Annotated in this window: 11 protein-coding genes; 2 read left to right on the forward strand and 9 right to left on the reverse strand. The window is 71.9% G+C overall.

The genetic code is table 11. The annotated features are described in order from the left end of the window. Positions 1 to 69 precede the first annotated feature (69 nt). From ACZ3ZE_RS29215 to mce, 5 genes are all read right to left on the reverse strand, one after another. Complete coding sequence (locus tag ACZ3ZE_RS29215) at positions 70 to 849, reverse strand: ABC transporter permease (RefSeq protein WP_361175502.1); 780 nt, start codon at positions 847 to 849, stop codon at positions 70 to 72. Between the two features lie 3 nt (positions 850 to 852). Then, positions 853 to 1,836, reverse strand: coding sequence for an ABC transporter ATP-binding protein (locus tag ACZ3ZE_RS29220; protein WP_361175499.1), 984 nt, complete (start codon positions 1,834 to 1,836; stop codon positions 853 to 855). 91 nt (positions 1,837 to 1,927) lie between these two features. After that, entirely contained in the window at positions 1,928 to 2,863 is a 936-nt protein-coding gene (locus tag ACZ3ZE_RS29225) for a coiled-coil domain-containing protein (RefSeq protein WP_351666294.1), read from the reverse strand. A 114-nt stretch (positions 2,864 to 2,977) separates the two neighbouring features. Continuing rightward, positions 2,978 to 7,369, reverse strand: coding sequence for a polarized growth protein Scy (gene scy / locus ACZ3ZE_RS29230; protein WP_467261403.1), 4,392 nt, complete (start codon positions 7,367 to 7,369; stop codon positions 2,978 to 2,980). Positions 7,370 to 7,585: 216 nt separating this feature from the next. Beyond that, a complete protein-coding gene (gene mce / locus ACZ3ZE_RS29235; protein ID WP_361175492.1) occupies positions 7,586 to 8,038 on the reverse strand; it encodes a methylmalonyl-CoA epimerase in 453 nt (150 codons plus the stop codon). A 137-nt stretch (positions 8,039 to 8,175) separates the two neighbouring features. Between mce and ACZ3ZE_RS29240 the strand changes: the two genes are divergently transcribed. Further along, positions 8,176 to 9,387, forward strand: coding sequence for an acetyl-CoA C-acetyltransferase (locus ACZ3ZE_RS29240; RefSeq protein WP_361175489.1), 1,212 nt, complete (start codon positions 8,176 to 8,178; stop codon positions 9,385 to 9,387). Positions 9,388 to 9,412: 25 nt separating this feature from the next. Continuing rightward, on the forward strand, positions 9,413 to 10,369 hold the full coding sequence (gene meaB / locus ACZ3ZE_RS29245; protein WP_361175486.1) for a methylmalonyl Co-A mutase-associated GTPase MeaB: 957 nt from the start codon (positions 9,413 to 9,415) through the stop codon (positions 10,367 to 10,369). A 76-nt stretch (positions 10,370 to 10,445) separates the two neighbouring features. On the opposite strand, the gene ACZ3ZE_RS29250 is transcribed toward meaB, so the two are convergent. The 4 genes from ACZ3ZE_RS29250 to ACZ3ZE_RS29265 form a co-directional block, all read right to left on the reverse strand. Continuing rightward, on the reverse strand, positions 10,446 to 10,922 hold the full coding sequence (locus tag ACZ3ZE_RS29250) for a MarR family winged helix-turn-helix transcriptional regulator (RefSeq protein ID WP_361175483.1): 477 nt from the start codon (positions 10,920 to 10,922) through the stop codon (positions 10,446 to 10,448). Positions 10,923 to 11,054: 132 nt separating this feature from the next. Then, on the reverse strand, positions 11,055 to 11,855 hold the full coding sequence (locus ACZ3ZE_RS29255) for an AIM24 family protein (RefSeq protein WP_363292519.1): 801 nt from the start codon (positions 11,853 to 11,855) through the stop codon (positions 11,055 to 11,057). Then, positions 11,852 to 12,502, reverse strand: coding sequence for an AIM24 family protein (locus ACZ3ZE_RS29260; protein WP_361623905.1), 651 nt, complete (start codon positions 12,500 to 12,502; stop codon positions 11,852 to 11,854). The genes ACZ3ZE_RS29255 and ACZ3ZE_RS29260 overlap by 4 nt, the downstream gene beginning before the upstream one ends. Then, positions 12,502 to 13,140 carry an AIM24 family protein gene (locus ACZ3ZE_RS29265; RefSeq protein ID WP_361175474.1) on the reverse strand — a complete coding sequence of 213 codons (639 nt, stop codon included), beginning with the start codon at positions 13,138 to 13,140 and terminating at the stop codon, positions 12,502 to 12,504. Before ACZ3ZE_RS29265 ends, ACZ3ZE_RS29260 begins: the two co-directional genes overlap by 1 nt. Between the last annotated feature and the right edge of the window lie 28 nt (positions 13,141 to 13,168).

A 13,168-nucleotide genomic window follows, 5' to 3' on the forward strand; every position in this document is an offset into this window, starting at 1 on the left:
AACCAGCCGTTGACGGTTCCGACGAAGCGGAACCGTGACGTTCCCGTAAGGCGCCCAAGGAGCGGGGAGCTACGCGTCCCGGTTCTTCAGCACCAGGTAGCCGCCGAGCAGCGACGCCGCCACCCAGATCAGCATGATCCCGAGGCCCGCCCACGGCCCGTACGGCGCCTTGTCCGAGCCCATCGCGTCCGGCACGACCTGCATGATCTTGGAGCCGGCCTGGTCGGGGAAGTAACGGGCGACCTCCTTGGCCTTCGGCACCGCCGACAGGATCTGGGAGATCAGGAAGAAGAACGGCACCAGGATGCCGAGCGACAGCATCGAGGAGCGCAGCATCGTCGCCACACCCATCGAGAAGATCGCGATCAGGCCCATGTAGAGGCCGCCGCCGACCACCGCCCGCAGCACGTTGTCCGCGCCCAGCGTGGTGCGGTGGTCACCGAGCAGCGCCTGGCCGAGGAAGAAGGACAGGAAGCTGGTCGCGAGGCCCACCAGCAGGGCGAGACCCCCGGCCACGGCGATCTTCGAGAAGAGGAAACTCGCGCGCTGCGGCACGGCCGCCAGCGAGGTGCGGATCATGCCCGAGGAGTACTCGGTGCCGACCACCAGCACGCCGAAGACCACCATCGCCAGCTGCCCGAGCACCATCCCGGAGAAGCTGAGGAAGGTGGGGTCGAAGGTCGCGCGCTCGACGTCGGACAGCTTGGCGTACTGGGAGCTCATCAGCGCGCACAGCGCCGCGCTCATCGCCACCGTGACGAGCAGGGCGCACGCCAGCGTCCACACCGTCGACGAAACCGTCCGGATCTTGGTCCATTCCGACTGGAGGACCGCGGATGCCGCTGCCATGGATCAGGCTCCCTCGAAGCTCTCGCCCCAGCGGGGCCCGTCGGCCGGGGCGTGGGGCACGCCCCCGCCACCGTGTACGTCCGTCCCGTGCGCGTGGTACTCCACCGCACCCGCCGTCATCTGCATGAACGCCTCTTCGAGCGAGGCCCGCTGGGAGCTCAGCTCGTGCAGCACGATCTGATGGGAGGCCGCGAGCTCGCCCAGCTTCTCGGTCGTCGTCCCGTCGACCTCCAGCGTCCCGCCGCCCGCCTCGACGGCGACAAGACCGTTGGCGTGCAGCAGATCCCGCAGGCGTTCCTGCTGCGGGGAGCGCAGCCGTACGTAACTCCGGGAATTCTGCTGGATGAAATCCGCCATCGACGTGTCGGCCAGCAGCCTTCCCTGCCCGATGACGATGAGATGATCCGCCGTCAGCGCCATTTCACTCATGAGATGGCTGGAAACGAAGATCGTCCGGCCCTCCGCCGCGAGCGCCTTCATCAGATTGCGGATCCAGTGAATTCCCTCGGGGTCCAGACCATTGACGGGTTCGTCGAACATCAGGATCTCGGGATCCCCGAGCAACGCCGAGGCGATTCCCAGCCGTTGGCCCATGCCGAGCGAGAAGCCCTTCGACTTCTTCCGCGCCACCGCCGTCAGGCCCACCAGATCGAGCACCTCGCCGACCCGCTGCTCCGGGATGCGGTTCGCCTGGGCCAGGCACAGCAGGTTGTTGTACGCCGAGCGGCCGCCGTGCATCGCCTTGGCGTCCAACAGCGCCCCGATGTACTTCAGTGGCTCCTGGAGCTCCCGGTAGTGCTTGCCGTCGATCCGGACCGTCCCGCTCGTCGGGTTGTCCAGATCCAGCATCATCCGCATCGTGGTCGACTTGCCCGCCCCGTTCGGCCCCAGGAATCCGGTGACCACCCCGGGCCGCACGGTGAAGCTGAGACGGTCGACCGCGACCTTCGACCCGTACCGCTTGGTGAGGCCCTGCAGCTCGATCATGCGTATCAACCTACGGGCACGCGAAACCCCCCGCCACCGGAATGACAGGGGGTTTTCGGGCGCTCCTGACGGCCCCACGGGCCGCCGGCGGCTAGCGGGACTGCTGGGCGGGGACGCCCGCGGTCCGCTCGTCGTCGATCGGGGAGCCGGCCGCGGCCACCGCGGCACCGGTCAGCGTGGCCAGCATCTCGCGGACGTTGGTCAGCTGCGCGTTGATCGAGTCGCGGCGGTTCGTCAGCGCCGCCAGCTCGCGCTCCGATTCGCTGCGGATCCGGTCGGCCTTCGCGTTCGCGTCGGCCACGATGTCCTCGGCCTGGCGCTGCGCGGTCTCCACCGTCTGGCGGGCCCGGCGCTCCGCGTCCGTGCGCAGCTTCTCGGCCTCCAGGCGCAGCTGCTCCGCGCGGTGCTCGATCTCGGCCAGACGCTTCTCGGCCTTCGCCTGACGCGCGGCCAGGTCCCGCTCCGACTGCTCGCGGCGCTTGGCCAGGTTGGTCTCGAAGTCCGCGGCGGCCTGGGCGGCCTTGGCGCGGGTCTCCTCGAAGAGGGCGTCCGCCTCCTCGCGCTTCGACTGCGCGTCCTTCTGCGCCTCGGAGCGCAGCGAGTTGGCCTCGCCCTGTGCCTTCTCGACGATCCGGACGCCCTCGTCCTCGGCCTTCGACTTGCGCTCGGCCGCGAAGGACTCCGCGTCGTTGCGTACCTGCTGGGCGGCCGACTCGGCCAGCTCGCGGTGCTGCTCGGCGGCGCGACGGGCCTCCTCACGCAGGTCCTTCGCCTCCTCCTCGGCGAGCCGGAGGATCTTCTCCACGCGGGCACCGAGACCGGCGTACGACGGCTCGGCGTCGCTGACCTGGGCCTGGGCGTTCTGCGTTTCGAGGTGGAGTTCCTCGATGCGCTTTTCCAGAGAGGTGATGCGCGACAGGGCGCTGTCACGGTCGGCGACGAGCTTGGTAATGCGGTCGTCCACCTGACCGCGGTCGTAACCACGCCGCACGAGCTCGAAGCCGAAGGGGGAGGATGTGTCGCTCATGAGGTTCCTGTCGAAAGAGACCGGTGAGGTGTTAGAGGGAATCCTAGGGGCCGAAGCGGCGTGTCATCGAGCGTATGCCCGTTTGATCTGGAGAATGTCCAGCCTTTTGAGTGGCTAGCTCTCCGAAGACTTGCCACTCGAACGAGTGGACCCCGTGGAAGCGCCCGCCTTGACCGTCTGGGCTCCGGCGGACTTCGCCCCTCCGCCCGGCGCCTCGAAAGACTCCAACGCTTCGAGGACGTCCTGGACACGGGAGATCTCGGCATTGATGCTCTCGCGCCGGCGGACCAGCACCTCCAGCTCGCGCCGGCCCTCCTCGACGGTCTGCTCGGCCTCCCGCTCGGCCTCCGCCTTGATCTTCTCCGCCTCCGCGACGAGCGACGCCTTCTTCTGCTCGGCCTCCTTGAGGAGCGCCTCCGCCCGCTTCACCGCGGCGATCCGCACCTTGCTCGCCTCGGAACTCGCCTCGGAGAGCATCTCCTTGGACTTCTCCTCGGCCTCGGCCCGCTGCTCGGTCGCCGCCTTCACCAGCTTGTCCACGCGCTCGCCCGCCGTCTTCATCTGCTCGGACGTCTCGTGCCGGGCCCGCTCGTGCAGCTCCTCGATCTCGGCCTCGACCCGGGCGCGCAGCTCCTCCGCGCGGTCCCTTATGGCCGTGGCGTCGCTGCGCGCCCCGATCAGCAGCTCGTCCGCGTCCGTACGGGCCTTCTCCACCAGCGAGTTGCCCTCGATGGTCGCCTCGGCGGCGATCCGCTCGGCCTCCTTGCGGGCCGCGCCGACCATCGTGTCCGCCTGCGTCTCCGCCTCGGTGGTGGCGCGCAGCGCCTCCTCCTGGGCCTTCGCCATCAACTGGTCGGCCTGCTCGGCCGCGTCCGCGCGCTTCTTCGCACCGGCCTCACGGGCCTCGTCGAGGGTCCGGTCGGCCTCGGCGCGCGCCTCGGAACGCATCTCCTCGGCCGCCGCCTCGGCGTCCGCCCTGACCCGCTCCGACGCGGCGCGGATCCGCTCGGCCTCCGCCGTCGCCTCGCCGACGAGGGTGTCGGCCTGCTCGGCGGCGTCGGCACGCCGCTTGTCGGCGGCCTGCCGGGCCTCGTCGAGCAGCTGCTCGGCGTCGGCGCGGGCCGCGGCGCGCAGCGCCTCCGCCTCCGCCTCGCCGTCGGCCTTGACCTGCTCGGCCTCGGTACGCAGCCGGGCCGCGTCCTGCTCGGTGCTCTCCAGGAGCTCGGCGGCCTCCGTGGTGATCCGCTCGGCCTCCGCCATGGCCTCGGCGACCAGGGCGTCCGCCTGCTCGGCCGCGTCCGAACGGCGCTTGTCGGCGGCCTGCCGGGCCTCGTCCAGGATCCGGTCGGCGTCCTCCAGGGCGGCCGTCCGCAGCGCCTGCGCGTGCGCCTCGCCGTCCACCTTGACCTGCTCGGCCTCGGTACGCAGCCGGGCCGCGTCCTGCTCGGTGCTCTCCAGGAGCTCGGCGGCCTCCGACGTGATCCGCTCGGCCTCCGCCGTGGCCTCGCCCACCAGGCTGTCGGCCTGCTCGGCGGCGTCGGAACGGCGCTTGTCGGCGGTCTGCCGGGCCTCGTCGAGGACCTGCTCCGCCTCGGCGGCGATCCGCTCGGCCTCCGCCGTCGCCTCGCCCACCAGGCTGTCGGCCTGCTCGGCCGCGTCCGAACGGCGCTTGTCCGCCGCCTGACGGGCCTCGTCCAGGACCTGCTCCGCCTCGGCGGCGATCCGCTCGGCCTCCGCGCGGGCCTCGCCCACCACGGTCTCCGACTGGGCGGCCGCCTCCGAACGGATCCGGTTGGCGTCGTCCCGGGCGTCCGCACGGGTGCGGGCCGCGTCCTGCTCGGCCGAGGCCAGCGCGTCCGTCGCCTCGGTCCGTACCCGCTGCGCGTACTCCGCGGTGTCCGCCCGCAGCTTCTCCGCCTCCGCGAGCGCGTCCGTCACCGTCCGCTCGGCCAGCGCCTTCGCCGCCTCGGACTCCTCCTGCGCGCGCCCACGGGTGCGGTTCGCGTCCTCGGTGGCCCGCTCCCGCTCCTCGTACGCGTCGGCGCGGACCCGGTCCGCCTCCTCCTGCGCCTCGGTACGGGTGCGTTCCGCGGAGTGCTCGGCCGCGCTGCGCAGACCCGCGATCTCCTCCTCGGCCGCCTCGCGCAGACCCGAGACCGAGTCCCGCACCTCCTGCGCGGTCTGCTCGGCCGCGGACACCATCTCCGTGGCGCGGGCGTCGGCCTCCTCGACCAGCCGGTGCGCCTCGGCCTGGGCCTCCTCCACCCGCTTGCGGGCGGAGGCCAGCAGGTCCTCGCTGCGCTCCCGGGCGAGCTCGCGCTCCCGGCCGGCCTCGGCACGCGCCGAGTCCAGCGTCTCCTCGGCCTCCCGGCGGCGCCGGTTGGCCTCCTCCTGCGCGGCGGACAGCGCCTCCGCGGCCTCGGCGGCGACCCGCTCGGCGGCGGCCGCGGCCTCCGCCCGCACCCGGTCCGCGGTCTCCTGTGCCTCGGACCTCAGCCGCTCGGCCTCCCGCTCGGCCTCCTCGCGCAGCGTCGTGGCGGCGGACTCCGCCTCGGAACGCGCCGTCGACGCGTCCTGCGAGGCCTCCGCGCGCAGCCGCTCGGCCTCCTGCTCGGCCTGCGCCTGCAGCGTACGGATCCGCTCGGCGGCCTCCGTACGCAGCCGGTCGGTCTCCTCGGCGGCCTCCCGCCGGATCCGCTCGCCCTCGGCCCGCGCGCCGGTCAGCTCCTCACCGGCGGCCGACAGCTTCGTCTCCGCCTCGGTGTGCAGCCGGGCCAGCTCCTCGGCGGCCTCCGCCTGCCGCGCCGCGGCGGCCCGCTCGGCCTCGTCGCGCACGGCGACGGCGATCTCCTCCGCCGCCTCCTTGACCGCCTCGGCCTGCTCCTCCGCCTCGGCCCGCATCCGCTCGGCCTCGGCACGGGTGCGCTCCAGCGTCTCCTCGGCCTGGGTGCGCAGGGTCTGCGCCCGCTCCATGGCCTCGCCGCGGACCCGCTCGGCCTCCGCGCCGGCGCCCGTCCGCTGCTCGTCCGCGTCCCTCCGCGCCTTGGTCAGCAGCTCCTCGGCGGTCCGCGCGGCCTCCTCGATCTGGCCGACGGCCTCCCGCCGGGCCTCGCCGCGGATCCGCTCGCCCTCGGCGATCGCCTCGGCCCGCAGCTGCTCGGCCTCGCCGCGCAGCCGGCGCGCCTCCTCCTGCAGCTCGACCGTCTTGGCGCGGTACTCCTGGGTGTCGTCCTTCGCCGAGCCCAGCAGCTCGTCGGCCTGCTCCTCGGCGGTGGACCGCAGCCGGTCCGCCTCGGCCTCCGCCTCGCGGCGGATCCGCTCGGCCTCCTCGGCCGCCTTGCGGGTGGTCTCCTGGGCGTTCTCCGACGCCTTGGTCAGGACCTCCTCGGCGGTCCGCGCGGCCTTGGCGAGCGCGGCGGCGGAGTCCTCGGCGGCCACCGTACGGGCCTTCTCCGAGGCCTCTGAGACCAGCTTCTCCGCCTCGGCGGTCGCCTCGCGCAGCTTCTCCGCGGCCTGCTCCTTGAGAGCCTCGGCCTCCTTGGTGGCCTCGCCGACCAGGCGCGCGATCTCCGCCTTCGCGGTCCGGGTGCGCTGCTCGTTGACCGACTCGGCGGAGGCGATCTGCTTCGCCGCGGAGTCCTTGGCCTCGCTGAGCGCCCGCTCGGCCTCCGTACGGGCCTCGCGCAGCCTCTCCTCGGCAGCCTGGAGGCGCTGCTCCGCGGCCCGGGACAGCTCGGCGGCCTCGCGGCGGGCCTGGTCCGTCTCGGCGGTGGTGGCCGAGCGCAGCTGCTCGGCGTGGCTGGTGGCCTCCTGGGCCTGGCTGGAGGCGGCGCCGAGCATCCGCTCGGCGTCCTTGCGGGCGCGCAGCAGAATCGCTTCCGCCTCGGCACGGGCCGACTCGGCCTCGGAACCGATCCGGCGGCGGGTCTCCTCGGCGACCCGGGCCGCCTCGGCGCGCGCGGCGGCCAGCGACTGCTCGGCCTCGGCGCGGGACTCCTCCATCAGCCGGCGGGCCTGCGACTCCGTACGGGCCCGCAGCTGCTCGGCCCACGCCACGTTCTCGTTGACGTGCGCCTCGACGGTCTGGCGGCGCTCGTTCAGCTCCTGGTCGAGCTGCTGACGGCGGGTGACCGCCTCGGTGTGCAGCTCCGACTGGAGCCGCGCCTGCTGCTCCGCGTGCTCCTGGAGGATGCGCTGGGTCTGGGCGCGCGCCTCGCGCAACTCGCGCTCGGCGTCCTGGCGCAACTGCTCCGCCTGCGCCTGCGCGTTACGCAGCATCTGCTCGGCCTGATAGCCGATGTCCGCGCTGTCGTAGGCGGGACGGGACGCGATGGTGCGACGCGCCTCGTGCAGCTTGGCGCGCAACACCTCGACCTGGTAGCCGAGGTCCTCGGCGTGCTGGACGGCCTTCTCCCGCTCGGTCTTCAGCCGGTCCATCTCGGCTTCGAACCGCGAGAGATGGTCGTCTTCGGCTCGCTGGCTCTCCTGGCGTTCGTAGCCCCGCACTGCGCGGTCCCATCCTTCCCCGAGCTCTTCGAGCAGGGGAGACCCCAACCCTGATCGCAACTCCAGCGATCACGTCCTCACCGGCCGAGGACGGACCCCCGGGGAATCGTGGCAGATCGGACGACCCCGACAATCCCGACTACGGACCCGTGCGCGCACGGCTCCGACCGGCCCCGGCCCGGAGTCGCCCACTCTACCGGGCCGGGAATCCGGAGGTCAGTGCTCCGCTGAGGAGTGGTCAGCCGAGGGCTCCGCCGAGGTGACCAGTTCGGTCAGCACGCCGTGGCAGTCCTTCGGGTGGAGGAAGGTGATGCGGGACCCCATGGAGCCGATCCGCGGCTCGTCGTAGAGCACCCGGACGCCCTTGGAACGGATGTCCTGCGCGTCCGCGTCCACGTCCGCCGTGCCGAAGGCGATGTGGTGCACGCCCTCGCCGTTCTTGGCGAGCCACTTGCCCACCGCCGAGTCCTCCCGGGTCGGTTCCAGGAGCTGGAGATAGGAGGCCCCGCCGTCCGAGGTCTCGTTGATCTTGAGCATGGCCTCGCGGACGCCCTGCTCCTCGTTCACCTCTTCGTGGAAGACCTCGAAACCGTAGGTGGCCTTGTAGAACGCGACGGTCTCGTCGAGGTTCCGGCAGGCGATTCCGATGTGGTCGATTCGCGTCAGCATTCCTCCAGTGCAGCGCCGACCGGATGGTTACGCAACGTGCGCGCGATCACACCGGCAGGCCGGTGACCCGGCGCGGCACCGCTCAGTACATTGGCGGTAAACCCTCGTTCACTCCTCATCCCAAGGGGCTGTGCCTCATGTCTGGAACGACCGGTACCACCTCAGTGATCGTCGCGGGCGCCCGCACGCCCATGGGTCGCCTGCTCGGCTCGCTCAAGTCCTTCTCGGGCGCCGACCTCGGCGGTTTCGCGATCAAGGCCGCCCTGGACCGCGCCGGCATCGGCGGCGACCAGGTGCAGTACGTGATCATGGGCCAGGTGCTCCAGGCGGGCGCCGGCCAGATCCCCGCCCGCCAGGCCGCCGTCAAGGCCGGCATCCCGATGAACGTCCCGGCCCTCACCATCAACAAGGTGTGTCTCTCCGGCCTCGACGCCATCGCGCTCGCCGACCAGCTGATCCGCGCGGGCGAGTTCGACATCGTCGTCGCCGGCGGCCAGGAGTCCATGACCAACGCCCCGCACCTGCTGCCCAAGTCGCGCGAGGGCTACAAGTACGGCGCCATCGAGATGCTCGACGCCATGGCGTACGACGGTCTGACCGACGCCTTCGAGAACATCGCCATGGGCGAGTCCACCGAGAAGCACAACACCCGCCTCGGCATCCCGCGCGACGTCCAGGACGAGATCGCCGCGCTCTCGCACCAGCGCGCCGCCGCCGCCCAGAAGAACGGGATCTTCGAGGCCGAGATCACCCCGGTCGAGATCCCGCAGCGCAAGGGCGAGCCGGTCGTCTTCTCCCAGGACGAGGGCATCCGCGCCGAGACCACCGCCGAGTCCCTCGGCAAGCTGCGCCCGGCCTTCGCCAAGGACGGCACCATCACCGCCGGCACCTCCTCGCAGATCTCCGACGGCGCCGCCGCCGTGGTCGTCATGAGCAAGGCCAAGGCCGAGGAGCTGGGCCTGGAGTGGATCGCCGAGATCGGCGCCCACGGCAACGTGGCCGGCCCGGACAACTCGCTCCAGTCGCAGCCGTCCAACGCCATCCTGCACGCCCTCAAGAAGGAGGGCCTGGACGTCGCCGACCTGGACCTCATCGAGATCAACGAGGCCTTCGCCGCGGTCGCCCACCAGTCAATGAAGGACCTCGGCGTCACCCCGGAAAAGGTGAACGTCAACGGCGGCGCCATCGCGCTCGGCCACCCCATCGGCATGTCCGGCGCCCGCGTGGTGCTGCACCTGGCCCTGGAGCTCAAGCGGCGCGGCGGCGGTGTCGGCGCGGCCGCGCTGTGCGGCGGCGGCGGCCAGGGCGACGCCCTGATCGTGCGCGTCCCCGGCGTTTCCGGAAAGTAAGTCACCCACGCAAGGAGCACCGCTGATGGTGGACGTCCCCGCTCTGGTCGCCCAGGCACGGGAGGGCCGGCCGCGTGCCGTGGCCCGGCTGATCTCGCTCGTGGAGGGGGCGTCCCCGCAGCTGCGCGAGGTCATGGCGGCGCTCGCGCCGCTCACCGGCAACGCGTACGTGGTGGGCCTGACCGGCTCGCCCGGCGTCGGCAAGTCGACCTCGACCTCGGCGCTGGTCAGCGCGTACCGCCGGGCGGGCAAGCGGGTCGGCGTCCTCGCCGTCGACCCGTCCTCGCCGTTCAGCGGCGGCGCGCTGCTCGGCGACCGGGTGCGGATGTCGGAGCACGCCTCCGACCCGGGCGTCTACATCCGCTCCATGGCCACACGCGGGCACCTGGGCGGCCTCGCCTGGTCCGCCCCGCAGGCCATCCGGGTGCTGGACGCGGCCGGCTGCGACGTGGTCCTCGTGGAGACCGTCGGCGTCGGCCAGTCGGAGGTGGAGATCGCCTCCCAGGCCGACACGTCGGTCGTCCTCCTCGCCCCGGGCATGGGCGACGGCATCCAGGCCGCCAAGGCGGGCATCCTGGAGATCGGCGACGTGTACGTGGTCAACAAGGCCGACCGGGACGGCGCCGACGCCACCGCCCGCGAGCTCAACCACATGCTGGGCCTGGGCGAGGCCCGCGGGCCCGGCGACTGGCGCCCCCCGATCGTCAAGACCGTCGCCGCCCGGGGCGAGGGCGTCGACGAGGTCGTGGAGGCCCTGGAGAAGCACCGCGCGTGGATGGAGGAGCACGGCGTCCTCGCCGAGCGCCGCCGCTCCCGCGCCGCCCGCGAGGTCGAGACCATCACCATCACGGCGCTGCGCGAGCGGATCGGCGACCTGCACGGCGACCGGCGCCTGGACGCGCTCGCCGAGCGCATCACGGCCGGCGAGCTGGACCCGTACGCGGCCTCCGACGAGCTGATCGCGAGCCTGACGGGGCACTGAGCGCGCCCTGGGACCACGGGAAGGGCCCGGCACCTGTCACCAGGTTGCCGGGCCCTTCCCGTACGCGTACGGGGTCCTACGGCTTGCCTCTCCGCCCGCGCAGCTGCTCGGCGACGGGCTTGAGCGAGTCGTGGAGGTCGGTCAGCGCCTCGGGGCTCAGCAGGCCGATGAAGTGCTTGCGCACGGACTCGACGTGGTGCGGAGCGACCTTGCGCATGGTCTCCATGCCGTGGTCGGTCAGCACCGCGTACAGACCGCGCCGGTCCGACTCGCAGTTCTCACGGCGCACCAGCCCGGCGTTCTCCATCCGGGTGATCTGGTGCGAGAGCCGGCTCTTCGACTGGAGCGTGGCCGCCGCGAGGTCGCTCATCCGCAGCCGCCGGTCCGCCGACTCGGACAGATTCACCAGAATCTCGTAGTCGTTCATGGTCAGGCCGAAGGGCTGGAGGTCCTTCTCCATCTGGTACGTCAGCATCCTGTTGACGTCGAGGTAGGTGCGCCAGGCGCACTGCTCGGCATCGGTGAGCCAGGGGGTGGCCGTCTCGGTCTCCATATATGGATTCTACCTAAGAAGTTGAAAACTTGACGAAGTGGGAAGGTGTGACGCCGGGCACCCGGACCCGGCCCCCGAGCCCCGTTCGACGGGCGCAGACGTTCGAGGACGTCACACTCCGCAGACTACCGCTCACAGGCCGAAGCGACGCTGGAGGTCTCCGAGCTGTCCGGGAAGGCGCGGTACCTGGCCGAGGGGGCTCTGGCCGGAAGAGGGTGTCCCGTGGCCGCCCGGTACGCCCGGCTGGGCGCCCGGGTCGCCGATGGCGCGTTCCGGCATGAGGAGCTCCGTCGACTGGAGCAGTACCGTGCCCGCGCCGACGAACTCGAACTGGTGCTCCTCGCCCGAGGTGCCGCCGAGGCCCGTCAGGGCCCGTACGCCGCCCATCACGCCCGTCATGTAGCCGTGGTCGTAGTGGTGGCAGGGGGAGGGGCAGTCGGCCCAGCCGACCAGGGCCTGGGGGTCGACGCGGAGCGGGGGCTCCATGAAGACCACGGGGCCGTTGGAGGCGGCGACGAACTTGCCGGTGCCGATGAGGGTGACGAAGCCCGGCACGATCGACTGCTTGAGGGCCAGGGTCGGCTGGTAGGCGAGCAGATTGCCCGAACGGATCGTCAGGTTGCCCTCGTCGAGGTCGTACGAGTTGACGTCGAAGGCCCGGTCGGCGAGGAGCATCTTGCCGCTGCCCTCGGCCACCACCCAGTCGCTCGCGTGCAGCGGCGAGTGGAAGGAGGTGCGGACCAGCCGGTCGAGCCGGCCGTGGCCGATGCCGTTGAACTCGATGCGCCCGTAGTAGGCGATCATCTTGCCCTTCTGCAGGAACCACTGGGAGCCCTTGAGCTCCACGCAGAAGGTGTACGCGTTGACGTTGTCGTCGGAGGGGAGGGAGTGCGGGTCGAGGGCGACCGGCCCGCCGGACGAAAGGGTGCTCACAGCTTCTCCTCCGAGGCCTGGACGTACACCGCGCCGCTCCCGCTCAGCTCCAGCTGGAACGCCTCGCCCGAGCCGCGGCCCACCATGTCGCGCCAGCCCAGCGCGGTGGACAGCTTGTTGCGGACGTCGCCGTGGTGGGCGACGTAGGCCTGCGGGTCCACGTGGACCGGGCGGCCGGGGGCGATGGGGAGTTCGATGACTCCGCCGTGGGCCATGACCGCGACCGCGCCGTGTCCGCGCAGGGTGGTGGTGAACAGGCCCTGCCCGGTGACCTGGCCGCGGACCATGCCCATGACGCCGCCCTGGGAGCCCAGGAACATCGTGCCCTGCTCCAGCGTGCCGTCGAAGGCGAGGAGCCGGTCGGCCTCGACGTACAGGGTGTCGCCGGTGAGGCCGATGACCTGGATGTGGTGGCCGCCGTGGCCGAACATCACGGTGCCGTTGCCCTCGACGGTCATCAGGGGGGTCGCCTCGCCGGCCACCCGGCGGCCGATCATCGACATCAGGCCGCCCTGGCCGCCGGCGATGTTCGGCGTGAAAGTGACGTCGCCGCGGTACGCGAGCATCGCGCCACGCTGGCTGAAGAGCCGTTGGCCCGGGATCACCGTGGCCTCGACCATCTTGGAGTTGATCTCGCGGAAGGGCATCAGACGTCGCCCCCGATGGTGTTGCGCTCGCTGGGCTGCACGTAGACGAGCCCGTCGCCCTCGAAGCGGATCTGGAAGGCCTCGCCGCCGCCCTCGCCCATGAGGGTGCGGAAGGTCACACCGGACTGGAAGTGCTGCTGGAGGTTGCCCTGGTGGGCGACGTACGCGCCGGGGTCGACGTTCAGCGGGTACTGCGGGGTGACCCGGAGCACGACCGCGGGGCCGTCGGACATGATCGCGGCCTGGCCGGTGCCCTCGACGGTGGTGGTGAACAGGCCGTTGCCGGTCGCCCCGCCGCGCAGGCCGGTGAAGCTGGTGCCGGTGCGCAGGCCGGCGTCGGCGCAGAGGAGGTTGCTGGACTCGACGTACAGCTTGTCGCCGTGCAGGTGTACGAGGTTGATCTCGGAGGCGCGGTCGGCGAACCAGCAGGTGCCCTGCCCGCGGACCTCCATCACCTCCATCTGCTCGCCGGTGAGCCGGCGGGTCACCATGCCGCGCAGGCCCTCGCCTCCGCCGGACATCTTCTTGAACGCCATCTGGCCGTCATAGGCGACCATCGAGCCGTTCTTCGCCTTCACGGCGTCGCCGGTCATGGACACGGCGAGCACTTTGCTGCCTTGGAGTCGGAACGTTGCCACGGGGGTGAAGGTACTTGCCCCCCGCCTA

Source organism: Streptomyces sp. NPDC023157 (genome assembly GCF_055560575.1).

Excerpts from the sequence above, each read along its gene's own strand:
- ACZ3ZE_RS29250 (WP_361175483.1), bottom strand. The coding sequence starts at position 10,922 with ATGGAGACCGAGACGGCCACCCCCTGGCTCACCGATGCCGAGCAGTGC.
- ACZ3ZE_RS29215 (WP_361175502.1), bottom strand. The coding sequence starts at position 849 with ATGGCAGCGGCATCCGCGGTCCTCCAGTCGGAATGGACCAAGATCCGG.
- ACZ3ZE_RS29240 (WP_361175489.1), top strand. The coding sequence starts at position 8,176 with ATGTCTGGAACGACCGGTACCACCTCAGTGATCGTCGCGGGCGCCCGC.
- ACZ3ZE_RS29260 (WP_361623905.1), bottom strand. The coding sequence starts at position 12,502 with ATGCCCTTCCGCGAGATCAACTCCAAGATGGTCGAGGCCACGGTGATC.
- ACZ3ZE_RS29220 (WP_361175499.1), bottom strand. The coding sequence starts at position 1,836 with ATGATCGAGCTGCAGGGCCTCACCAAGCGGTACGGGTCGAAGGTCGCG.
- meaB (WP_361175486.1), top strand. The coding sequence starts at position 9,413 with ATGGTGGACGTCCCCGCTCTGGTCGCCCAGGCACGGGAGGGCCGGCCG.
- ACZ3ZE_RS29225 (WP_351666294.1), bottom strand. The coding sequence starts at position 2,863 with ATGAGCGACACATCCTCCCCCTTCGGCTTCGAGCTCGTGCGGCGTGGT.
- mce (WP_361175492.1), bottom strand. The coding sequence starts at position 8,038 with ATGCTGACGCGAATCGACCACATCGGAATCGCCTGCCGGAACCTCGAC.